Origin of the sequence: Lysinimonas soli (assembly GCF_042655435.1) — a bacterium.
Lineage (GTDB): Bacteria > Actinomycetota > Actinomycetes > Actinomycetales > Microbacteriaceae > Lysinimonas > Lysinimonas soli.
Map to the genome: position 1 here is coordinate 136,180 of NZ_JBHSMG010000004.1, position 21,743 is coordinate 157,922.

Here is a 21,743-nt window from a genome sequence, read left to right on the forward strand (position 1 = left end):
AGTGGTCCTCATCGTTTCGGGTCGGCATGCGGTCGGTCGATCACGACGAGCTGCCAGATGGCGAACTCGGGCAGCGTCGCGACAGCCCAGTCGCCCTCTGCCGACACCTCGACGTCGATCAAGCGTGGAGAGCGGTCGGGGTCGGCGATCCGCACCCGGGGGAGGCCGGCGCCCGCGCGACGGAATCGGAGCACCCCGTGCCCGGGATTCGTCGCGAGCGCGCGGGGCGCGTCCCACAGGGTGTCGCTCTGACCGCACAGATTGATCAGGTGCACGACGAGCGCGTCGCCGACCTCGGTGACCCGTCGCCAAACCGTGCCGGCGTCTGCCGACATCGACACCTCGGCCGAATCGAACCGCACCTCGCAGTCGTCGTTGTAGACCCCGGCGTACGACCCGGTCACGTCGACGATCTCCGGATCCATCAGCAGCGCATCATGCTCGACGAGGAAGTCGTACCAGCGCTTCAGGAGCTCGGCTGTGGAGTCCTCGACGGTGTGATTGCGCACGTAGTACGGATCGACCAGGATGCGGTCGGCCTCCCCCGCCAGCAGCTGGGTCGCCCCGTGCGAGTACAGGGTCGCCATCGTCAGCGCGGTTGCGTGATCGGCGGCCAGCGCCGGTGCCGTGTCGTAGACATGCTGATACGCCGCGATCACGACGGGTTTGCCCTGCGCGAGCGATCGGGCTCGGGCCACGACCTGGCCGAGCGAGCCCAGGGTCAGATGCGGTTCCCAGACCTCGATGTAGACCGCATCCTGCCGGGTGGATGCGGTCACCCAGGTCGGGAAGTCGTTGACGTTGTTGAAGACGAGCACCGAGTCGGGGTTCGAGCGGCGGGCGGCCTCGATGATCGTGCGGAAGGACTCGGCGACATCGACCGCGCGACCGTCCGGTCGCTCCGCCCGCTTGGGATAGCCGTACTGATCCAGATGGAATCCGTCGAAGCCGACCTCGGAGCGAGCCCGCGCGAGCTGCGCCGTGAAGCTCGCGATCCAGTCGTCAGCGGCGGGGTCGACGAGAAAGAGGAAGTCCCCGAGCCCGTAGGGCACGCCGCTCGGGGTCAGCAGGGCGCGGTGCTTCCAGGAGGCCCACTCCTCCGGCCCCACCGCATACACCGCCGCGTAGCCCAGCGCAACGGCCCCGGCCGCGCGCACGGCTGCTGCCAGGCGACGCACCGTGTCGAGCGAGACGGGCTGGTCCAGCGCGTCCCGGTACTCCTCTCCGCCGCCGAGCAGTTCGGCGTGCCGATAGGCCCAGTCGTAGAACTGCACGCCCGTGAGGTGAAGACGACGCACCGTGTCGGTCAGGCCGGCGGCATCGCGACCCGGCGAATAGTCGACGGTGAACCCGTAGCGCAGGCGGCTCAGGGCGGATGCCGAGACGTCGATGGCAGTCCGAACCGTGTGCTCGCTTACAGCAAGTTCGATCCCGTAGCCGCCCGCGGGCAATGCGGCGAGCGCGACCGTCTCTCCGCCTCGGTACTCGATGCGCGCCACCTCCTCGCCGAGCGACCAGACTGTGAGCGTCCCCGGGCCCGGCGCGGATCGCACCTCGAACTCGATCGCCTCGCCGGGCGAGTACCGCGCCCGCGACGGCAGGATCTCGAAACCGCTCATCCCTTGACCGCTCCTGCCGTCAGGCCCTGCACGAAGTACCGCTGGAACACCAGGAACACGATGATCACCGGGACGACGGCGATGAGGGATGCGGCGAACACGAGACCCCACTGGGTCGCGTTCGCGCCCTGGAACGCCGCGATCGCAAGCGGCAGGGTGCGCCGCTCGGGGGTGCTGATCATGGTGAGAGCGAGGGGAAACTCGTCCCAGCAGCTGAGGAAGGTGAAGATCGTGGCCGTCGCGAGCGCCGGGCGCGCCAGCGGCAGCGAAAGACGCCAGTACCGCGTCCAGGCTCCGGCCCCGTCCACCTGCATCGCCTGGTCCAGTTCGCCCGGCACCGACGCGAGGAAGCCGCGCAACAGGAAGGTGTTGAGCGCGAGGGAACCCGCAACGTAGAAGACGATGAGGCCGGGAAGCGAGTCGAGCAGGCCCCAGTTCTTGGCGAGCACGAACTGCGGGATCAGCAGCATGACCGCGGGGATGGTGAGCCCTGCGATCAGGATTCGAAACAGCAGCTCTTTGCCGCGGAACGAGAATCGGGCGAAGGCGAAGGCCATCATCGAGCTGACCAGCACCGAGATCGCCGTCGCGGCGACCGCGACGATGAGGGAGTTGCCGAAGTACAGCAGGAAGTTCTGCGAGGTGATCGCCTGCAGGTAGTTGGCGGTCGTCGCCGGATTGGGGATGAACTGCGGCGGAAGGGTGAGCACGTAGGCCTGGGCCTGGAAGCTCGTCGACACCATGTAGACGAAGGGCGTCACCATGATGACGACCCCGACGATGAGGGCGACATAACGGAAGGCCGTGGCGGCAGGCGAGCCCTCGCGGTGCGCCGGGCGACGCCGCGCCTGCTGTTGCGGCGCCGTCGGGATGGAGGCGGCGCTCACGCGAGCTCCTCCCCGCTGCGATCGCGGAACAGCCGCAACTGGGCGATGGCCAGAACGAACACGAGCACGGCGAGGATCACGGCGAGCGCAGACCCATAACCGAAGTCGAGGTAGGTGAACGCCTGGGTGTACATGTAGCTGAGCACCACGTCCGTCTGTCCCACCGGACCGCCGCCCGTCACCAGCAGTACCGAGGTGAAGACGTTGAGCCCGCCGATCACGAGCATGACCGTCACGAAGACGGTCGCCGGCGAGACGGCGGGCAGGGTGACCGCCCGGAATCGCTGCCAGCGGTTGGCGCCATCCATCGTCGCGGCCTCCTCGAGCGACTCCGGTACGCCCTGCAGCGCAGCGAGGAAGATCATCATCGACCAGCCGATGCCCTTCCAGACGCCGAGGGCGCAGATCGCGACAAGAGCCGTGCCGCGAGTGGACAGCCAGGACACGTCGCTGCTCATGAGGTGCAGGAAGTCGTGCAGCGTGAAGTTGACCAGACCGCTGTCGGCGAAGAGGTACTTGAACAGCAGGGAGACGACCACCCAGCTCGTCACGACCGGGAGATAGAACAACACACGGAAGATCGGCTGGCTCGGGCTCTTGCGCTTCAACAAGGTGGCGATGAACAGCCCGAGGATGATCTGCGGCGGCACCGTGGCGAGCATGTAGATGCCGCTGTTCTGCAGGCTGAGCCAGAAATGCGGGTCGGCGAAGGCTCGGGCGTAGTTGTCGAACCCGACGAAGCGGCTGACCGCGCCCGCGACGATCTTCCAGTCGAAGAAGCTCATCTGGAGTGCCTGCAACGCGGGATAGATGATCACCGCGAGGAAGACCGCCATGCCGGGCAGCAGAAAGAGGTAGGGAACGGACAGGGTGCGAAGACGCGCGCCGGTCAGTGGGCGCCGAGGCTTCGCGGGAGGCTTCGGTGAAGCGGACCGCGATCGCGCGGCGGAGTCGGACTCCGCCGCGCGACCCACCAGGGACGCATCCGTGGTGATGGAGGTCACGAGGGTCAGTTCCCCCCGGCGAGCAGGGCGTCGATCTGCGTGGCAGCACTGTCGAGGGCAGCCTTCACGGTCGTCGTCCCCAGGAATGCAGGCGTCAACGCGGTGTTCAGCGCCGTGTCGATCTTGCTCGCGTTCGGGTTGGCGACGCGCGACTTCGCCGTCTTCAGCTGGTCGGCGAAGGTCTGGTAGTAGCTCGCCGTCGACACCTCCTGGCTCGCCAGGCCCGGTTCGACCGTCATCTGGCCAGTCTTGACCATCGCGAGCTGGAACTGGGAGCCCTGCGTGAAGCGGATGAATTTCTCGGCGGCATCCTGATGCTTCGAGGATGCGGTCATCACGATGTCCTCACCACCGACGACGCTGATCGATCCGCCCGCTCCCGCGGGGATGGGAGCGTAGATCGGGGTGAAGCTCGGATACTGACCCGACCAGATCCCCTGCATCCACGGACCGTCGAAGATGTTGGCGTATTGAGTCTTCGGCAGCCCGTCGGAGGTGCCCGTCGCCCCGGTGTTTCCCGTCAAGAGGTTGGGGATGAGCCCCTCCTTGTAGAAATCCACCAGCATCTGGATGGTTTCGACGTTCGTCGCGCTGTTCAGGTACCCGCTCGCCTTGGTCTGCTTGGCGTTCGTGACCTCGCCGCCGCCCGACCAGATCCACGGCGAGATGTTCCACGCGCCGAGGCCGCTGTCGGCGAAGATCGAGACCCCCGTGCCCTTGAGCTTGGCGGCCTCGGCCTTCAGCTCGTCGAAGGTCGCCGGCGCAGCGGAGAGGCCGGCCTTGTCGAGTGCTGCCTTGCTCGTGATGAGCACGCGCGTGTTGGTGTCGAGCGGGAGGCCGTAGTACTTGCCCTTGTAGAGGTTGGTCGCCAGGCTGCCCGGGTAGACCTTCTTCGATAGCGGGCCGAAGTCGCTCATCACGTCCGACAGGGGCGCGAGCACGCCGAGCTTGGCGAACTGCGGCACCCAGCCCAAGTCGGCTCGTACCAGGTCGGGCAGTTGGCCACCGGCGGCACTCGTCGTGAGCTTCTGCAGCAGGGAGTCGTAGGCGATGTCGACGTAGCTGACCTTGATGCCGGGGTTGGCCTTCTCGAAGGCCGGGATCAGGGTCTTGTTGAGGGCATCCTGTTGTGTCGAGTTGCCGCCGTTGCCGTAGGAGCCCCAGAACGTGAGGGTGATGGGATGGGCGGCCGTACCGTCGGTCGAGCCGGAGGTCTGGGCGCAGCCCGCCGTGGCGAACGCGAGCGCAGCCGCGGCGACCACCGCCAGACCCGCCCTGGTTGAACGCTTCATTGCGATTCTCCTGTTGTTTCTGTTCGTGAATCGGGACACTTGGTGCGATGCCGCGCGATCTCGCGTGACTGGGTTAGTTCTATTGCAGAAGTAATCCGGTGTCAAGTCGGCAATTCTCTGGGCAAGATGTGGCACAGTATCTTCATTGACAGAAGTATCTGGCCTTTGCCAGGCTGGAACCCCGAGCACGAAGGGCTTCGATGCGGATCGCCACACCGCCGTGGACGCCAGACACCGGCGCCTCGCGCTCGGTCGCGCTCGAGGTCCTGCTCAATGGGCCGATCTCGCGCAGCGACATCGCCCGCAAGCTCGACCTCTCTGCGGGTTCCCTGACCCGGCTCAGCACCCCCATGCTCGAAAGCGGCCTGCTCGTCGAGGTCGAGGAACGTGCCGACGGGCGAGCTGGACGGCCCTCGCGGCCGCTCGACATCGTTCCCTCCTCCCAGCACTTCATCGGGATGAAGCTGACTGCCGATGAGGTGCTGGGCGTCACGACCGACCTGCGCGCCAACGTGGTCGACTCGGCATCGGCGCGCCTGAGCAGCCGCGACCCGGAGGCCGTCGTCCGCGTCATCGCCGATCTGGCGGCGAGATTGGCCGCGGGAGTCCCGTCGGTCACAGCCCTCGGGATCGGGATCGGCGCCCTGGTCACCGACCATTCCGTGGTCAGGGCGGCTCCGTTCCTGGAGTGGACCGAGGTCCACCTCGGGGCGATGCTGGAGGCCGCGACCGGCATCCCCACCGTCCTCGAGAACGACGTCGTCGCCTTCACCGAGTCGGAGCACTGGTTCGGCGCGGGGCGCGGCCTCGACCGCTTCGCCGTGCTGACGCTCGGGGCGGGAGTCGGGTACGGGCTCGTCATCCACGATGACATCGTGGTGGACGACGATTCGGGCATCGGCCTCGTCGGCCATTGGCCGCTCGACCCTTTCGGCCCCATGTGTCCCGCCGGTCACCGAGGGTGTGCTCGCAGCGTTCTCACGCAGTCCGCCATCTGCGGCGAGCTCTCGCTCGCCCTGGGCAGGAATGTCGACTACGCCGAGGCGCTCGACCTCGCGACATCCGGTGAGCCGGCAGCACGTCGGGTCGTCGATGATGCGGGCCGCGGACTGGGACGCCTGCTCGCAGCGATCGCCAACCTCACCGCCCCCGAGCGCATCATTCTGGGTGGTGAAGGCGTGCGGCTCGTCGACGTCGCCCGCTCGGCGATCGACGAGGGCATCCGCAACGACCGGGATCCACGGACCCGTCGGCTCGATCTGGTCACGACGTCCGGCGACAACACCGAGTGGTGTCGGGGAGCGGCGGTGATCGCGATCCAGCGCTACGTGTTGGGCAAACGGATCTGAGCGCTGCGGGACGCGTTTCCGGCCGGCTCGGATGGCTGCCGCGCTGAGGGTGCGTGCGACACTGTTGATCGGCAGCAAGAGGAGTACCTCTCATGAGCACGATCTCGGACCGCATCGCCGCGGCCCTGCACCCCCACATCACCGAGCTGTTCGGGCTGATGGGCAACGGCAACGCGTACTTCATCGACGCGGCCCTCCGGGCCGGGCTGCGCTACACGGCGGTTCGCCATGAGGCCGGCGGCGTGGCGGCGGCCGACGCCTATTACCGCACCTCGGGTCGGGTCGCGATCGCGACGGCGACCTACGGGCCCGGGTTCACGAACGCGATCACCCCGCTGGCCGAAAGCGCCCAGGCGCGCGTCCCGTCGATCTTCGTGGTCGGTGACGCTCCGACCACCGGACCGCGACCGTGGGACATCGACCAGTCCGGCGTCGCGGCCGCGATCGGCGTCAAGACTTTCGTCATCACAGCCGAGGAGCCCGCCGAGACGGCGATCGCCGCCCTCGAGCACGCGCTCGGGCGGCGCACGCCGGTCGTGCTGGCGATCCCCTACGACCTCGGGTCCGCCGAGGCCTTCGGCCCCGCGCCCGCTCCCCGCGCTCTGCGTCTGCCCGCACCCGTGCTTCCCGAGCCGGCGATCGTGCGCCGCGTCGCCGATCGGCTTCGCACGGCGAAACGGCCGTTCGTCCTGGCCGGAGCCGGCGCGCGCTGGGCCGGCGCGGCATCCGAGCTCGGTGCCCTCGCCGACAAGCTCGCCGCAGTGACCGGCACCACCGCGATCGCGCGCGGCATCTTCGGCGACTCCCCCGCCGACCTCGGGGTCGTCGGGGGGTTCGGTCAGCAGCGGGCGATGGAGCTGATCCGGGAGGCCGACGTGGCCCTCGTGGCCGGGGCATCGCTGAACCAGTTCACGAACCGCTTCGGCGAGCTGTTCGCTCCCGACACGGTGGTCATCCAGGTCGACATCGCCGACGTCGCCCACCCTCGCGCCGACGAATACCTTCACGCGGATGCCCGGCTCGCCATCCAGGCGCTGCTGGCCGAGCTCGCGGCCGGTACGGCACCGGCGTCGCGCTGGTCGACCCGGGTGGACGCTCTGGCCGACGGGGCCCTGCGCCGCCGACCGTTCGCGGATGAGTTCGCGCCCGACGGAAGGCTCGACCCGCGCGCGGTCGCCATCCGCCTCGACGAGATCATGCCGGCCGACCGCGTGATCGTCAGCGACGGCGGCCACTTCATCGGGTGGGCCAACAGCTACTGGGCGGTGCGCGAGCCGCATCGCCTGCAGATGGTGGGCACCGCGTTCCAGACCATCGGGTTGGGCCTGCCCAGCGCCGTCGGGGCCGGAGTCGCTCACCCCGACTCGCTCATCGTGCTCACGACCGGCGACGGCGGCGCCCTGATGGGGTTGGCCGATCTGCCCAGCGTGATCGCGACGGTGCGTCACGGCCTGATCGTCGTGTGGAACGACGCCGCCTACACCGCGGAGGTGTCGATGTACGGTGCCCGTGGCCTCGACGTCGGGCCGATGCTCATTCCCGAAGTGGACTTCGCGGCGGTCGGCGCCGCCCTCGGCGCGCGCTCGGTCGTCGTGCAGGGGCTCGACGAACTCGCGCCGGTCGCGGAGTGGATCGATGGCGGCGCGCCGGGCGTCATGATCGTCGACTGCCGCATCTCGCCGTCGGTCATCGCGCCCTATCAGGAGGAGATCATGGCGGCCAGCCGACGCGCGTCGGGCCGGACTGCAGCCGCGCGTTTGTAGCCGAGTGCCGCGGGCCCGATCCGGCCGGCGCGCGCGGGGGCCGCGTGCGATCGGTCGAGCGCCGCCCTTTCTCGCTGGCGCCGCGCCACGGAAATCCGCGCCGGCGAGAAAGAGCGGCGCTCGGGAATGTTCGGCGAAGAACAGAGAAAAAGCCCCGCACCTGGCGAGAGGTGACGGGGCTTTTCGTACACCCCCCGGGACTTGAACCCGGAACCCACTGATTGGTCGAGGGTGATTCCAAAGGGGTCGTAGTGATTCAAAACGTGCCTATGTCACCGTGATTGCTGGGATCTTCGTTGACATGAGCACCGATTGAATCACCTCGACACGGATTCAATCACTGGGCATCATGACCAAATCATGACCACGGGCATACTTGTCCGATGAAGCTCGATCCGAGGAAGATGCGGCTGCTCGCGCCGGGTCTCTTCCTGATCGCTGTGTTCGAGTCGGGCTTCGGGATTTGGGATCTCATCGTTGCCGACACGTTCAGTTGGGTACTGGTCCTGCTGGCGGTGATCTTCGCGGGCGCTGGCGTCGGGCTGCTGATCGCCGCGAAATCCCTCGAGCGCCGCCGCTGACTGTCGCAGCCCTACTGCAGCAGGTCGAAGTACTCGGTGCGAGCCTTCATCGCGTGGATGAGCAACTCGTTTCCGCTGTCGAAGACGAGCACCACCGTCTCGAGCAGCCGGCCGGATGAGTCGAATCCCAGGCGCAGCTGGCGGGCTGGGCTGTCGTCATCCAGATACGAAATGAAGACCGGATGCTGCGCCGCCTGGATCCCGTCGTCGGCGCTGACTCCGTGCTTCAGAGCCGCGGCGTGGACATGCACTACGCGACGTTGACCCAGTCTCGAACCGCGGCTCGGATCGCCTCGGAGCGGCTCACGTGCTCGCGCTCGGCTCGGGCGGCGAGAGCCTCGAGGAGGGTCTGGTCCATACGGACCGGCACGACCTCGCTGGCGCCGTCGCCCAGGGGCTTGCGACCGCGCTTGCGGAGTTGTTCGACTGGGTAGCCGGCCTCAGCCTCTTTCGACCACTCCTGAATCCGTTGGTCCGTTACCTCGATGCCATCGATTCGTTCCTCAGCCACGGCAAAATCGTATTACGAAAAGATGCGCATGTCCTGCTAGAAGTCAGAAGCGCCGAACTTGTCTGCTGTTAGGTGAGCGACGTTCCGGACGACGAGCTTTCGGCCATTCGCCCAACAGCGCGACGAGGGCGTGGATAGGTGGCCCACATTTCAGAGAAATCACTGCTGTAGTCGCGATCGAAACGGAGGACCTCATTTGCATCGTTAAACGCCGCCGACCGAACCAAGAACTGATTGTGACTGAGGCGCGGAAGGCCTGCCCACTGGAGGCTAGAGAGTCGGCTGATCGCATGTTCAAGGCTTCCTGTGGCCGGATCGTCTGGATGAAGTCGTCGAGGCGGTTTCGCGCCGGCGCGAAGCCGCGCTGCGGTCCATGGCGATCTGAGCCGCGCCGCGCAGCAGAACTGCGCTACGTTCGGCCGGTGAGGACGCCGAGCTGGACCGTCAGAACTCTCGTGATCGCGGGGCTTCTCATCGGCGCGGCGCTGTTCATCGTTGTGTCGATCGTCACTCCACCCGGCAATCCCTCGACCGGTCTCCGCGCCTGGAACATCAAAATCCTCCTCGCACTCATTTCGCTGTTCTTCCTCGCGTTCGCCGCGATGGTGCTCCTCCAGACCATCCGTCGGCGATCGGAATTGCGATTCGCTGCCTCGCTTGATGCTGACCTGGTGATCCCCGTCTACGTCCACCCGCTCACCCGGCACCAGATCCATTCAGCGTTGCCAGGTGCAAGTTCGGAGCGACTGCCTACCCGCGCCATGATTGCTGCGAGTCGCACCGGCCTAAAGCTGTGGGGCCGCCCAGCACGCAGGCTCGCCACCATCCCTTGGTCCGATATCGCGACGGTGGTGCCCTTCGAGATGGAGAGTGCCAGAAGTCGCTTTGCAGGTCTTTCGATCCAGCTGATCGGCAACGAAGGCAAGGTGCAGGTCCACCTAGTCGGCACGGGGTTGCTCGCGATACCTAGTCGCGAGCAGGCTGTCGACGTCACGGCCAAGATCCGCGCCCTCCGAGCCTGACGCTTTCGCGCCGCCGCAGTCAGTCGTTCGCTACGCGAACCAGCGTAGATCCGGTGGGAACTTCCCGCCCGTTTGCTTGACGTGAGCGCCGACGGCTTTTCGTGCACGATGCCAGGCGGGCGTCCTTCGTGCCGTGAAGGCGATCATCCAACCGCTCAGGGCGAGAAACACCGCCCCGACGAGAACTGCGAGCCACAAACGGACCGAAGTTGCCACCCGACGAACCCGCCAAGGACGGCGACGACGCTGGCGATGAGGAACCAAAGGTACGGGCTGTATGGGGCACTAGGCGCTGGCAAGTTCTTGAAACCGAGCGGGTTGACACCCTCGCCCGCCGCACGCACGATTTCGGCGATCCCCGGGTCCATGCGCGGAAGTCGCTTCGCGCGCGGCTCACGCGCGTGAGGGCCATCGCCAATGTGCCGACCGGTGGACATGCGGATAGCATCGCAGAAGAACTCCAGCCACCTGCATCCGGCTTAGCTGTATCCACCTGAGGCGGCGTCAATAGGCGGCCGGAACGGTCAAGACTCTGGGGCTGTCGATGCCAGCTTGGCGTCTCGGTACCGGTTCATGAGCTCGGCGAGCTGATCTGCGCTGAGGCCGCCGAAGCCTGCTTGGACGCCCTCGTAGCCACCGGCGATCACCTGAGTCGCTTTGCGAACCGGGACATGATCGTCCCTGGCCGAGCTATAGATGACCATTATCGTCCCCCCAATGTGCTGGGCGGTGAACCTACTGCATTCCTCCCAGGCCCTTTGCATCGCGCTTCGCTGGAATGGCGCCTGCAGTTGAAATCCACTTTCGTCCAAGACCAGATACGTCGGGCGCGCGAGTTGAACCGCGAATAGGACGACTCCGAGCCCGAAGAATGCAATCGCGCTCCAACCGACCCATGGGCTCTGGGGAACAATGACGATTCCGACAGCGACGAAGGCACCGACCAGAACCAGAAGCCGAACCGCTCGTCTCCGGGGCATGTTCAGCCTGAGTGGCGACCGAACGCCCGAGGACGAATCCGACATATCGTCGATCCTAGGAGGTGAAGTCTTGGCTACGATCACCGGCGAGCGGACCTTAGCGATTCGCCCATTCCTACCGGTCAAGGCCAATACTGTTAGCAGAGGCGCTCATTAGTAACAGTTTTAGCGAAAGTGTTACTAAGCTGGCCTCGTGGTAACGGATCCGAGCTCTCCGAAGGCAAGCGAACAGGGAAGCTCTCTCGATGAGATCTCCCTGCCGGTGCCTGCCCTCAGGCACGAAGATCACGTCTGGGAGATGGACCCCGAAGGCGAGTTCAGCCGGGCCGAACGGCAAAGAGGATCCGGGCCGTACCAGTCGACGATTCCCGCGCGCATCGCCCACTACTCGCCGCGCATCCCCACCCCGATCGCTGCCGACCTCGAAGACGCGACAAAGGCATTGGTCGACTTTGACGCTCACGCGGCGATGACCCTGGGGGCGGGGAACGCGGCGCTCGGACCAATGAGCGCAATCCTCTTGAGAACCGAGTCGGCAACGTCATCGCAGATCGAAAACCTGACAGCGGGCGCGCGTCAGCTGGCGCTGGCGGAGCTCGATGAATCTCAGAGCCAGAACGCGAGGATCATCGTTGCGAACGTGCGCGCAATGGAAGCGGCGCTTGCACTCGCTGACCAGCTGGATGAACAGAGCATTCTGACCATGCACGGTGAACTCCTCGCACGGCAACCCGGTTGGGAGTCGTACGCGGGCGTGTACCGGGACGAACTCGTCTGGGTAGGTGGTGATCGAGGGTCACCCCGCCGCGCGAACCACATCGGGCCACAGGCCGACCTCGTACCGGGCGCGATAGCCGACCTGCTCGAGTTCATTCAGCGAGACGATCTGCCGGTGCTCGCGCAGGCGGCGATCGCACACGCTCAGTTCGAGACGATCCACCCGTTCGCTGATGGGAATGGGCGCACAGGTCGAGCTCTCGTTCAAGCAATGCTTCGAGGCAAAGGACTCATCCGGAATGCGACCGCGCCGATCTCCGCCGGGCTTCTGAGAGATACAGACTCCTACTTCGACGCATTGACGAGATTCCGTTCTGGAGATGCAGCTGCGATCGTCGAGCGATTCAGCAGCGCGGCTCGCTATGCAGCGGTCTCGGGTATGAAGCTGGTCGACGACCTCGCCCATGAGCAGGAGCGCTCGCGCGCCCTGCTCGGGAACCTTCGCGCTCAGGCCGGCGCTTGGAAGGTGCTCCCGCACCTCATCGTCCAACCCGTGATCAACACTGCATATCTGCAGAACGAGCTGGGGATGAACGCGATGTCCGCGGGCCGAGCGCTGGGACAGTTGACCGAGGCGGGGGTCCTGAGCGAGTCAACGGGACTGCGGAGAAATCGCGTATGGCAGCAGAAGGAAGTCCTCGGGATCCTCGATGACTACGCCGAGAGCATTCGTCGTGGCTGAAGGATCGGCTCAACCAGTCATGACCAAATCACGACCACAGGCATCCGGGAAGAGAAAAAGCCCCGCACCTGGCGAGAGGAGACGGGGCTTTTCGTACACCCCCCGGGACTTGAACCCGGAACCCACTGATTAAGAGTCAGTTGCTCTGCCAATTGAGCTAGAGGTGCGCAATCCGGATATCCCGGACCGAGGGTCCACGATAGCACCCCGGGTGCCAGCGGCGCCAAACGGTCGGCCGTGGCATCCGTCGCGGGCCCCGGCGGCCGTCCTAGGGTGGAGGTCGTGACCGACACCGTGCGCCTCGAGGCGGGCCAGCTCGCGCCCGATTTCACCCTGACCGATCAGAACGGGCGCAAGGTGACGCTCTCGGCGTTGCGCGGTCGCAAGGTGATCGTGTACTTCTACGGCGAGGCGTCGACGCCCGCGTGCACCGCCCAAGCCTGCGATTTCGAAGAGAGCCTCGGCACGCTCGAATCGGCCGGATATGCCGTCCTCGGCATCTCGCGCGACCAACTGCCCGCGATCGAGAAGTTCGCCGCGGCGCAGGGGCTGACCTTTCCCCTGCTGAGCGATCCCGGCCGAGCCGTGCACGAGCTCTACGGGGCATACGGCGAGAAGAAGCTCTACGGCAGGGTCGTGCATGGGGTCATCCGCTCGACCTTCGTGCTCGACGAGCACGGCGTCATCACGATGGCCCTCTACGGCATCAAGGCCACCGGCCACGTCGCGATGCTGCGCCGCAGGCTCGGTCTCGCGGCCTGAGTCGGCGCGGGCGTCAGCCGCCCGTGCGTCGCATCCGGGCGAGCAGCGCCGGCCCGGTGCGATCCAGGATGCGCCCGCCCACGCGCACGCCGATGACGTGTGAGGCGGCGCCCCAGCCGACGCCCACCACGAGCGCGGCCCAGCCGAGCGGCCTCGAGCCGGACGCCAGGCTCGCGATGCCCAGTCCGAGTTCCGGCAGAGCCAGGGCGATCGTGACCCCGGTGACAGCGTACGAGCCCGCGATCGAGGTCATCCCCGACCCGGCCGCGGCCGTGAACGGGTTGCCACCGGCGCGCGCGACGGGCACGACGATCGACGCCGACGAGACGCTGATCACGGCCAGGCCCGACAGCAGCACGCCGAGCGAGATGCCGAGGACGGCCGGCAGGTCGCGTTCGGCCCCGGCGACGGCGAGCGACACGACCGCGACGACCAGCACCGAGGGGAGCGCGAACACGAGGAGGGCGAGAGCGCGGCCGATGCGGTCGTCTCGACCGCGCACGCCGCTCGCCAGGTGCAGGGCGAACGCCGTTCCGTCGTACGAGATCACCGCGAACAGGGTGAGCGGCAGCAGCCCGGCGACGATCGGGGCTGCCACGTCGACGAGACCCGAGGCCTGTACCAGAGCCGCCAGCAGCACGAGCAGGGCCGGCATCAAGGGCACCAGGATGAGCTGCCGCGCGAATCGCGCGTCGCGGAACCAGTAGATCAGCGAGCGGGCCGCGATCGCCCCCGCCGGGGTGGCCGGAACCACCCCGAAGACGCCGAGGCGCCCCCCGGCGACCGCGCGCACCCTCGCTCCCCCGCCCCGGTAGCGGAAGGTGGCGAGCAGGGCGGACCGCCAGATGACGACCATGAGGGCGAGGGTGATGAGCGAGAGACCGAGGGCGAGCACCGCTCGATCCGGATGCCCCGCCACGAGCTGCCCGGGCACGCTCCAGATCGCACCGAACGGCGTCGCCCCCAGCACCTGCGCCGTCACGGAGAACGGCTCGTCCGACGCGAGTCCGGCCACGAGCGCAAGAGCCACCGGGCCGAGCAGCACGATGGCCGCGACGGCGAGCACCGCGACCCGCACGAGCGGACGACGACCGGCGACCAGGTTCGCGGTGACGGTGGCCGTCATCCGTGACCCGACGATGCAGAGCAAGGTCGCGATCGCACCGCATCCCACCGCCGCCCAGGCCGCGCCGGGCGTCTGCCGCCAGGCCAGCGCAGTGCCGACCGAGGCGAGCAGGGTGACGATCCCCGGGATCCAGGTCGCGCCGACCAGGGTCATCGCCGTCATGAGGCGACCGACCGGGATCGGGAAGGGCGAGAGCTTGAGCGGGTCGAGGGTCGGCTCGATGCCGGTGGCGATCAACGGGATGAGGAACCAGCCGAGCGTCAGGGCCACGCCGCCGATCACGACGGTCGCCTGTTGCACGGGCTGCGGGTAGTCCGCGAGCGCGGCGAGGCCTGCGATGACCAGCGAGAGCACGACGAGAGCTTGAAGCGCCCCGAAGATGACCGCGAGAAGCTGGATCGTGTTGCGGCGCAGCGTGTTGGCGAGCACGCGGAACCGCAGGCTCAGGAGCGTCGCAACCACTCGGGCCCTTCGCTGTGGCGGCGACCGCCGACCAGGTCGAGAAAGCGGTCCTCGAGGCTCGCTCCGCCGCGCACCTCGTCGATCGTCCCGGCCACGAGCACCCGCCCGCGGGCCAGGATCGCGACGTGATCGCACATGCGCTGCACCAGGTCCATCGAATGACTCGACACGACGACCGTGCCGCCGGAGCGCACGAATCCCTCCAGGATGTCGCGGATGTTCGCCGCCGACACCGGGTCGACCGACTCGAACGGCTCGTCGAGCACGACGACCCGGGGCGAGTGGATCAGCGCGCAGGCCAGGGCGATCTTCTTCGTCATGCCGGCCGAGTAATCCGCGACGAGGATGCCCGCACTGCCCTCGAGGTCGAGCAGCTGAAGCAGGTCGCGCGTGCGTTCGGCGATGACCTCCCGGGGCAACGAGAACAGCATCCCCGTGTAGGTGATCAGCTGCTCGCCGGTCAACCGGTCGAAGAGCTCCACCCCGTCGGCGAGGTTGCCGATCATCCGCTTGGCGGCCAGGGGTTCCCGCCAGACGTCGATCCCGTGCACGAGCGCGGATCCGGAATCCGGCCGCAGCAGACCCGTGGCCATCGAGAGCGTGGTGGTCTTGCCCGCTCCGTTGGGGCCGACCACCCCGTAGAAAGAGCCGCTGGGAACCCTGAGGTCGACCCCGTCGACGGCGACGGTGGCCCCGTAGCGCTTGCGTAATCCGGTCAGGTGCAGCGCGGCGCCGTCGAACTCGTGCGACGCGGGCGTGCTCACGGGGTGTCCCGTCGCGCCGAGGTCACGGCGACGACGGGCTTCGCGAAGAGCAGCAGGAAGACGACGGCCGCGACGACGATGAGGGGCCAGCCCCAGCCCGGCTGGGCGACCGTGCCCTGCAGGGCGCCGACGCCCACCGCCACCTGCAGGAACTGCCAGACGATGGCCGCCGCACGAATCCACGCCTGACCGCGCAACGTGCCCACCACGATCGCACCGAGCCAGGCGGCGGCGATGAACGCGACGATCGTGAGGGCGATCCCGCTGGCGACCGAGGTCGCCGGAGCCACCAGCACCTCGACCAGCAAGGTCACCGCGAGGGCCGCCAGAGCAAGGAATTCCAGGGTGAGCAGCGCGATCAACACCCACAGCAGGCCGGGGCGTCGTGCTGAGTTCACAGTGTTATCCCATTCGTAACTATTGATTAGCCGTAACAAGTATGAAACTCTTGAACCGGTTGATGTGACGCCTACAGGGTCGTAGGTGAGTCCCGAAATCTCTAACCCCCCACCTTTTCGGTCACTCTTCGACCGCGCGCAGATCCGAAAACTCTACGGATTCGCGACCGCGTCAACAGCAACGATGAAGGAGCACCACCATGGATTGGCGTGACAAAGCCGCCTGTCTCACCGCAGACCCCGAATTGTTCTTCCCGGTGGGGAACACGGGGCCGGCCGTCGACCAGATCGAGAAGGCGAAAGCCGTCTGCGCCCGCTGCTCCGTGACCGAGATGTGCCTGCAGTACGCCCTCGAGACCAACCAGGACTCCGGCGTCTGGGGCGGCCTCAGCGAAGACGAGCGCCGGGCGCTCAAGCGTCGTGCGGCGCGGGCGAGGCGCGCAAGCTAAGCGAGACGCATCGCGCCTCGCGGGCCGCGCCCCCGCCGCCAGGTCACTTGAGCCTGCGCATGCGCAGCTGACGCGACTCACTTCCCCTTCGTCACCCATCGCAGCGGAACGTCGATGGTGACCTCCGTGCCCTCCCCCTCGAGGGTGTGCCAGTCGATCGTCCCGCCGAGTTCGCCCTGGATCAGGGTGCGCACGATCTGGGTTCCGAGCCCCGACCCCACCTTCCCCTCGGCGAGACCGACGCCGTTGTCGCGCACCTTGACGCGCAACTGACCGTCTTTGCGTTTCGCCGAGATCTCGACCTCGCCGTCGCGCCCCGCGAGGCCGTGCTCGACAGCATTCGTCACGAGTTCGGTGAGCGCGAGCGCGAGCGGCGTCGCGTATTCGCTGGGCAGGGTGCCGAAGGTACCGGTCTTGGTCGGGCGCACGGTCGTGTTGTGACTGGATGCCACCTCGGCGATGAGCTTGAGCACCCGGTCGAACACGTCGTCGAAGTCGACGTTCTGATCGAGACCCTCGCTGAGCGTGTCGTGCACCACCGCGATCGCGGTCACCCGCCGCATCGCCTGGGTGAGGGCCTCGCGCGCGACGTCGCTGTGGGTACGGCGCCCCTGGATGCGCAGCAACGACGCCACCGTCTGCAGGTTGTTCTTGACCCGATGATGGATCTCGCGGATCGTCGCGTCCTTGGTCAGCAGCTCCTGCTCCTGATGACGCACCTCGCTCACGTCGCGCACCAGCACGATCGCCCCGACCCGCTCGCCGCGATGACGGATCGGGATGGTGCGCAGCGACACGGTCACCCCGCGCGCCTCGATGTCGGTGCGCCACGGCGCCCGACCGGTGACGACGAGCGGCAAGGACTCGTCGACGATGAGCTTGCCGCTGAGCAGTTGGGTGGTGACCTCAGCGAGCGACTCCCCCTCGAGCTCGCCCACGAACCCCATGCGGTTGAAGGCTGAGAGACCATTCGGGCTGGCGAAGGTGACGATGCCGTCGACATCCAGACGAATCAGGCCGTCCGAGGCGCGCGGCGCCCCGCGGCGCGGCCCGGAGGGGGCCGCGAGATCGGGGAAGTCCCCCGAGGCGATCATGGCGAAGAGGTCATTGGCGCACTGGTTGAAGGTGAGCTCCTGACGGCTCGGCGTGCGCGCCTCACTGAGGTTGCTGTGCCGGGTGATCACCGCGATCGGATGCTCGGTGGTCGCGGCGCCGCTCGGGCTGAGGCGGCGCAGCACGGGCACGGCGCGCACCCGGGTCGGGGTCTCCTCGTACCAGTCCGGCGCCGCGGTGTCGACGATCTGGCCGGTCTCGAACGCCTGCCGCACCTGGTTCTGCCACTCCGGCTTGATCTCCTGCCCCACGAAGTCGCGGTAGAACAGGGTCGCGGCCGACGACGGCCGGGAATGCGCGACCGCGATGAAGCTGTCGGAGCGGGTGGGGACCCACAGCACGATGTCGGCGAACGCCAGGTCGGCGAGCAGCTGGCTGTCGGCGACGAGCAGGTGCAGCCATTCGACGTCGGCGTCGGTGGAGCGACCCTGGGCCACCATCAGGTCGGAGAGCGTCGACACGCTCCTAGGCTACGCGGTGCCGGGGAGCCGCTTCGCCGGAGCCGAGTACGGGGCCGACGGGGCCCGGGCCGCGTCCGGGGGATGCGCGGCGCCGCCGCGCCGACCGCGTCGGCGTGCCCCACTCAACCAGGCGGGCGGCCAGGAGCGCGCACCCGTGGTCGCGGCCGCGGGCGGAGACACGCGCGCCGCCAGCTCACGGATCGCGACCCGGGCCGCCGAGCGCGGGGCGACGTCGCCCAGCGTGCGACCGCTCAACAGGGCGGCGTCGAAGGCGGCGAGATCCCACGGGACGAGCACGGGGTCGTCGATCCCGCCGAAGCGGGCGAGCGTCTGCTGCACCTGGGCTCCCGGATTGAGGCCGATCGCGCTGGAACGCACCTTGTTGATCACGGTGGCGATGCGATCCGGTGCGGTCAGCTCGACGAGGTCGGCGTGCGCGCGCAGAAAGCGCGAGAGGCCGACCGGATCGGCGGACCCGACCGCCACCACCCGATCCGCCGATCGCAGCACCTCGATCGTCGCGGCATTGCGACGGGGCGCGCCGAGATCGGTCATGAGCTCCTCGTCGCGTTCGAAACTCGCCGCCACGTCCACCACGGTGACCTCGACCCAGTCGCGCACCGCGCTCAGCACCCCCGCGATGCGCTCCGCGGTCAGCTCGGGCCAGCGGCTCGCCCGTCCGAGACCGGTCAGCACCCAGAACTCGGCGTGGCCGGAGCGTCGCGACCGGCCGATGCGCTCGAACTGCGCGCGGTCGAGACCGCCGGTGCCGGCCAGCCGGCAGGCGGCGGCGAACCCCGGCGCCTCGTCGAGCAGACCGAGAGCCGGGGCGATGGATGCCGCGTGGGTATCCGCGTCGGCCAGCGCCACCGAGACCCCACGCTCGGCGAGCTCGGCGGCCAGGGCGATCGCGACGCTGGTGCGGCCCGGAGCGCCCTCCGGCCCCCACACGGCGATGACCGTGCCGCGCGACGGCGCGGTCGGCGAGCTCGCAGGGACGGTCGTCATCGCGGGGATCTCGGCCGGCTGCCCGGAGGTCCACTCGAACGGGGCGTCGAGCACGTCGACCAGTCCGAGCGAGGCGGCGTAGCGCCGCTCTGCTGGCGACGTCGCGACCGCCAGAAGCCGCACGCCGAGCGCGTCGCAGCTCGACACCACGCGCGCGGTCAGGTATTGCGGCGCTGCGGCCACGACGGCGAGCTCGGGGGTCACGATCGCGAGCTGGGCGCAGAGCTCCTCGGCGCCCGAACAGCGCGCCACCACGCGGTGCCCGTACCGGGGAGCCTGCGCCGCGAGCCGCTCCTCGTCGGCGAGCGCGAGCGCGAGCGCGACCGTCGTCACGGCCGGGACCCGCTCGTCGACAGCGGCAGGCCGGCCGGAACTGCCGCGAGGGCATCCTCGTCGGCGATCGCCTCGAGCAGGCGCGCGACCTTGGTGCGCGGAACGAGCACCTCGATCGAGCTGCCGCGCCCGTCGACGGCGAAGCCGCCGTCGTTCTCGTCGAGCACGCGCACGACGGTGGCCCCCGCGACGAGCACCGCGGGCGCCGATGCCGTCGACGACGCGTCCTCGGCCAGCGCCGCCGACGCCGCAGCCGATACGGCCTGCGTCGGAGTGGCTGCCCAGAGATCGACGACCGCGCCGGGCACGACCGCACCGCTCACCCGGGCGGCCAGCTGGAGCACGAGCGACGTCGACCGCACCCCCGCCGTGCTGCCGACGGCGGACGCCGGCAGCAGTTCGCCCTTGGCGATGGGCTGCGTGACGACCAGACCGTCCGAAGGGATGTCGCCCGCAGCCAGATAGAGGCGATCGGCTCCGTCGAGCGCGACGGTGCGTCGCACGAGGTCACCCGCATCGATGCGCTCCCCCGGAACGAGGGCGGCCGCAGCTGCGTATACGGTGATGCGCCGATCGGCGGCCGAGACGATGCCGACCACCCCCGCGACGGAGCCGAGCACGAGCAGCACGCCGAGCACGAGCCGGGGGTCGAGGGTCGCGCGACGACGACGCGGGGCCGCATCCGGACCGGGCATAGGCACCTCCGAGAGGGGGGACGAGGGGAACGGGCACCATGCTCGCCCGCACCATGCGTCGGCGCCCCGAGTTATCCACACGCCCGTCCGGCCCGGACGACGCGGCGCATAATCGTGCCATGGTCTTCGGCACGCTCCCGCCCGCTCCCTCCTCGGGACTCGGGCGCTTCCTGACCCTGGCCGACACCGCCGAAGTGCTCAACATCTCGGCGAGCCAGGCGTACGCGCTCGTGCGCTCCGGGGAGCTTCCGGCCATCAGGATCGGGGGCAGCGGGCACTGGCGGATCGAACGCGCGGTGCTCGAGAGCTACATCGCCGGCAAGTACGAAGAGAACCGCCGCCGCAACCTCTGGAATCAGGCCGAGTTCGCCGACCTCCCGGAGCTGTTCGCCCCCGAACGCGATCGCGGGAGTCGCGGCGGTCGCTAGAACCGCACGAGCGCGAGCTCGTCGAACAGCAGGATCCGGATGCGATCGACGGCCGACGCGCGACGCGGCGTCCCCGCTTCGTGCTCCGCGAGGTCGAGGTGGTCGCGCCCGACGCGATCGATCGTGCCGTGCAGTCTCTGCCCGGATGCCGTCGTCACGTCGATCGCAACCCGCCTGCGGCACAGATCTCGCAGCACGAACGCGAGGCCGAGCCGCGCCGAGAGGGATCCGGCGGGCTCGGCGGGCGGATCCGGAACGAGGCTGAGCGCGAGCTGCTCGCTCGTCGGCAGGAGGCTCGCGATCGCCGCAAACGGCACCAGGCAGGAGCCGCGACGCGGGCCGTCCAGCTCGCCCGCGAGCCAGTCCCGGCCGATCGACCCGACGGCGACCGTGACGATCGGGCCGCGGCGCAGCTCGAGTCGGATGCGCTCGGCACCGCCCCGGGCGGGTCGCGTGATGCTCAGCAGTCTCTCTCGCAATCCCAGCCGGCCGAGCCTCAAGCGCTCCTCCTCGGCGAGCAGGTCGACCTCTTCGGCGCCCAGTTCCTGCTCGAGTTGGCCCTCGAGATCGTCGAACAGGCTGTCCCAGCGCATGCCGAGACGCTATTCAGGAGCGCTCCGGGCATCCGAGGTTATCCACAGACGAGAAATCCCCATCGACAGGAGGGGAGCTCGCATGGTTGGGTAATGGCACCCCCCTAACGGGGGTGACCGAATCACTCAGCACGATTCCGGGGGTGTGCGTGAGCACGACAGCACTCGACAGTCTCAACGGGGCGACGTTGGACGGCGCGGCGATCGAGGGCGCGGTATTCGACGGAACGGCGGCTCGCGCCCTGCGCCCGCGCTTCGACTCCGAAGACTTCTTCGGCCAGCAGCCGAGTTCCACCTCGGCGCTGCCCGACCCGGCCCCGTTGCTCGAGAACCTCACGCGGTGCGTCATCGAGATCCTCGCGGGAGCACGCGAGCTGGAGCAGATCGCCCGCTGGGTCAGCGACGACGTCTACCGCCACCTGCTCAAGCGCGTGGTGATCTCGACCCGCGCCCGGCAGGCGAAAGGGCAGGCCGCGGTCCGCCCCGCCTTCACCATCGGGTCGACGACGGTGTGCGAACCTCGGGACGGCGTCGTCGAGGCCGTCGTGATCGTGCGAGGGCGAGCCCGGGCCCGCGCGGTCGCCGTGCGCCTCGAGGGCCTCGACCGACGGTGGCGTGCCACGGCCATCCACGTGCTCTAAGACGTCGGCGGTCGCCCGGTCGGCACCCGATGGCTGAGCCGAG

General features: G+C 68.3%; 22 protein-coding genes and 1 tRNA gene. 9 read left to right on the forward strand and 14 right to left on the reverse strand.

Annotated features, from left to right (window positions below):
• Positions 1 to 8: 8 nt before the first annotated feature.
• Genes ACFPJ4_RS13865 through ACFPJ4_RS13880 form a run of 4 tightly spaced genes read right to left on the reverse strand, consistent with a single transcriptional unit; the run spans position 9 to position 4,802 of the window.
• Complete coding sequence (locus tag ACFPJ4_RS13865; RefSeq protein WP_386741043.1) at positions 9 to 1,619, reverse strand: glycoside hydrolase family 66 protein; 1,611 nt, start codon at positions 1,617 to 1,619, stop codon at positions 9 to 11.
• Positions 1,616 to 2,506 (reverse strand): carbohydrate ABC transporter permease, encoded by an 891-nt coding sequence (locus ACFPJ4_RS13870; RefSeq protein ID WP_386741044.1) that lies wholly within the window; start codon positions 2,504 to 2,506, stop codon positions 1,616 to 1,618. The genes ACFPJ4_RS13865 and ACFPJ4_RS13870 overlap by 4 nt, the downstream gene beginning before the upstream one ends.
• Entirely contained in the window at positions 2,503 to 3,510 is a 1,008-nt protein-coding gene (locus ACFPJ4_RS13875; RefSeq protein ID WP_386741045.1) for a carbohydrate ABC transporter permease, read from the reverse strand. Before ACFPJ4_RS13875 ends, ACFPJ4_RS13870 begins: the two co-directional genes overlap by 4 nt.
• 5 nt (positions 3,511 to 3,515) lie before the next feature.
• Positions 3,516 to 4,802, reverse strand: coding sequence for an extracellular solute-binding protein (locus ACFPJ4_RS13880; RefSeq protein ID WP_386741046.1), 1,287 nt, complete (start codon positions 4,800 to 4,802; stop codon positions 3,516 to 3,518).
• 200 nt (positions 4,803 to 5,002) lie between these two features.
• Between ACFPJ4_RS13880 and ACFPJ4_RS13885 the strand changes: the two genes are divergently transcribed.
• The 3 genes from ACFPJ4_RS13885 to ACFPJ4_RS13895 all read left to right on the forward strand — a co-directional run bounded on the left by ACFPJ4_RS13885 (position 5,003) and on the right by ACFPJ4_RS13895 (position 8,495).
• Positions 5,003 to 6,151, forward strand: a complete 1,149-nt coding sequence (locus ACFPJ4_RS13885; protein WP_386741047.1) for an ROK family transcriptional regulator — start codon at positions 5,003 to 5,005, stop codon at positions 6,149 to 6,151.
• 92 nt (positions 6,152 to 6,243) lie between these two features.
• Entirely contained in the window at positions 6,244 to 7,914 is a 1,671-nt protein-coding gene (locus ACFPJ4_RS13890) for a thiamine pyrophosphate-binding protein (protein ID WP_386741048.1), read from the forward strand.
• Positions 7,915 to 8,297: 383 nt separating this feature from the next.
• Positions 8,298 to 8,495: a hypothetical protein gene (locus ACFPJ4_RS13895; RefSeq protein WP_386741049.1), complete on the forward strand. Its 198-nt coding sequence runs from the start codon at positions 8,298 to 8,300 to the stop codon at positions 8,493 to 8,495.
• A gap of 11 nt (positions 8,496 to 8,506) precedes the next feature.
• Here ACFPJ4_RS13895 and ACFPJ4_RS13900 read toward each other — a convergent pair whose 3' ends face one another.
• Together ACFPJ4_RS13900 and ACFPJ4_RS13905 are read right to left on the reverse strand one after the other, a co-directional pair.
• Positions 8,507 to 8,746 (reverse strand): toxin, encoded by a 240-nt coding sequence (locus ACFPJ4_RS13900; RefSeq protein ID WP_386741050.1) that lies wholly within the window; start codon positions 8,744 to 8,746, stop codon positions 8,507 to 8,509.
• Positions 8,746 to 9,006, reverse strand: coding sequence for a ribbon-helix-helix domain-containing protein (locus tag ACFPJ4_RS13905; protein ID WP_386741051.1), 261 nt, complete (start codon positions 9,004 to 9,006; stop codon positions 8,746 to 8,748). The genes ACFPJ4_RS13900 and ACFPJ4_RS13905 overlap by 1 nt, the downstream gene beginning before the upstream one ends.
• 290 nt (positions 9,007 to 9,296) lie before the next feature.
• On the opposite strand from ACFPJ4_RS13905, the gene ACFPJ4_RS13910 reads away from it, so the two are divergent.
• Together ACFPJ4_RS13910 and ACFPJ4_RS13915 are read left to right on the forward strand one after the other, a co-directional pair.
• Complete coding sequence (locus ACFPJ4_RS13910; protein WP_386741052.1) at positions 9,297 to 10,028, forward strand: hypothetical protein; 732 nt, start codon at positions 9,297 to 9,299, stop codon at positions 10,026 to 10,028.
• 1,173 nt (positions 10,029 to 11,201) lie between these two features.
• Positions 11,202 to 12,467, forward strand: a complete 1,266-nt coding sequence (locus ACFPJ4_RS13915) for a Fic family protein (RefSeq protein ID WP_386741053.1) — start codon at positions 11,202 to 11,204, stop codon at positions 12,465 to 12,467.
• A gap of 94 nt (positions 12,468 to 12,561) precedes the next feature.
• On the opposite strand, the gene ACFPJ4_RS13920 is transcribed toward ACFPJ4_RS13915, so the two are convergent.
• Positions 12,562 to 12,634: transfer RNA gene (locus ACFPJ4_RS13920), tRNA-Lys, on the reverse strand.
• A 115-nt stretch (positions 12,635 to 12,749) separates the two neighbouring features.
• Between ACFPJ4_RS13920 and ACFPJ4_RS13925 the strand changes: the two genes are divergently transcribed.
• Positions 12,750 to 13,229, forward strand: coding sequence for a peroxiredoxin (locus tag ACFPJ4_RS13925; RefSeq protein WP_386741054.1), 480 nt, complete (start codon positions 12,750 to 12,752; stop codon positions 13,227 to 13,229).
• A 13-nt stretch (positions 13,230 to 13,242) separates the two neighbouring features.
• Here the strand turns inward: ACFPJ4_RS13925 and ACFPJ4_RS13930 are convergent, their stop codons facing one another.
• From ACFPJ4_RS13930 to ACFPJ4_RS13940, 3 genes are read right to left on the reverse strand one after another with little or no spacing between them, the layout of a single operon-like run.
• The gene (locus ACFPJ4_RS13930; protein ID WP_386741055.1) at positions 13,243 to 14,817 is read right to left on the reverse strand and encodes a transporter; all 1,575 of its coding nucleotides are present in this window, start codon (positions 14,815 to 14,817) and stop codon (positions 13,243 to 13,245) included.
• The gene (locus ACFPJ4_RS13935; protein WP_386741056.1) at positions 14,799 to 15,581 is read right to left on the reverse strand and encodes an ABC transporter ATP-binding protein; all 783 of its coding nucleotides are present in this window, start codon (positions 15,579 to 15,581) and stop codon (positions 14,799 to 14,801) included. Before ACFPJ4_RS13935 ends, ACFPJ4_RS13930 begins: the two co-directional genes overlap by 19 nt.
• A complete protein-coding gene (locus tag ACFPJ4_RS13940; RefSeq protein ID WP_386741057.1) occupies positions 15,578 to 15,979 on the reverse strand; it encodes a hypothetical protein in 402 nt (133 codons plus the stop codon). Before ACFPJ4_RS13940 ends, ACFPJ4_RS13935 begins: the two co-directional genes overlap by 4 nt.
• Before the next feature lie 200 nt (positions 15,980 to 16,179).
• On the opposite strand from ACFPJ4_RS13940, the gene ACFPJ4_RS13945 reads away from it, so the two are divergent.
• Positions 16,180 to 16,428: a WhiB family transcriptional regulator gene (locus ACFPJ4_RS13945; RefSeq protein WP_386741058.1), complete on the forward strand. Its 249-nt coding sequence runs from the start codon at positions 16,180 to 16,182 to the stop codon at positions 16,426 to 16,428.
• A gap of 77 nt (positions 16,429 to 16,505) precedes the next feature.
• On the opposite strand, the gene ACFPJ4_RS13950 is transcribed toward ACFPJ4_RS13945, so the two are convergent.
• Genes ACFPJ4_RS13950 through ACFPJ4_RS13960 form a run of 3 tightly spaced genes read right to left on the reverse strand, consistent with a single transcriptional unit; the run spans position 16,506 to position 20,038 of the window.
• Positions 16,506 to 18,002 (reverse strand): sensor histidine kinase, encoded by a 1,497-nt coding sequence (locus ACFPJ4_RS13950; protein WP_386741059.1) that lies wholly within the window; start codon positions 18,000 to 18,002, stop codon positions 16,506 to 16,508.
• Positions 18,003 to 18,011: 9 nt separating this feature from the next.
• Positions 18,012 to 19,343, reverse strand: coding sequence for an AAA family ATPase (locus ACFPJ4_RS13955; protein WP_386741060.1), 1,332 nt, complete (start codon positions 19,341 to 19,343; stop codon positions 18,012 to 18,014).
• On the reverse strand, positions 19,340 to 20,038 hold the full coding sequence (locus tag ACFPJ4_RS13960) for a hypothetical protein (RefSeq protein WP_386741061.1): 699 nt from the start codon (positions 20,036 to 20,038) through the stop codon (positions 19,340 to 19,342). Before ACFPJ4_RS13960 ends, ACFPJ4_RS13955 begins: the two co-directional genes overlap by 4 nt.
• Positions 20,039 to 20,157: 119 nt before the next feature.
• On the opposite strand from ACFPJ4_RS13960, the gene ACFPJ4_RS13965 reads away from it, so the two are divergent.
• Positions 20,158 to 20,466 (forward strand): helix-turn-helix domain-containing protein, encoded by a 309-nt coding sequence (locus ACFPJ4_RS13965; RefSeq protein WP_386741062.1) that lies wholly within the window; start codon positions 20,158 to 20,160, stop codon positions 20,464 to 20,466.
• Here the strand turns inward: ACFPJ4_RS13965 and ACFPJ4_RS13970 are convergent.
• On the reverse strand, positions 20,463 to 21,059 hold the full coding sequence (locus ACFPJ4_RS13970; protein ID WP_386741063.1) for a hypothetical protein: 597 nt from the start codon (positions 21,057 to 21,059) through the stop codon (positions 20,463 to 20,465). The two genes, ACFPJ4_RS13965 and ACFPJ4_RS13970, sit on opposite strands and share 4 nt — an antisense overlap.
• 149 nt (positions 21,060 to 21,208) lie before the next feature.
• Between ACFPJ4_RS13970 and ACFPJ4_RS13975 the strand changes: the two genes are divergently transcribed.
• Positions 21,209 to 21,700 (forward strand): Rv3235 family protein, encoded by a 492-nt coding sequence (locus tag ACFPJ4_RS13975; protein WP_386741064.1) that lies wholly within the window; start codon positions 21,209 to 21,211, stop codon positions 21,698 to 21,700.
• Positions 21,701 to 21,743: the final 43 nt, after the last annotated feature.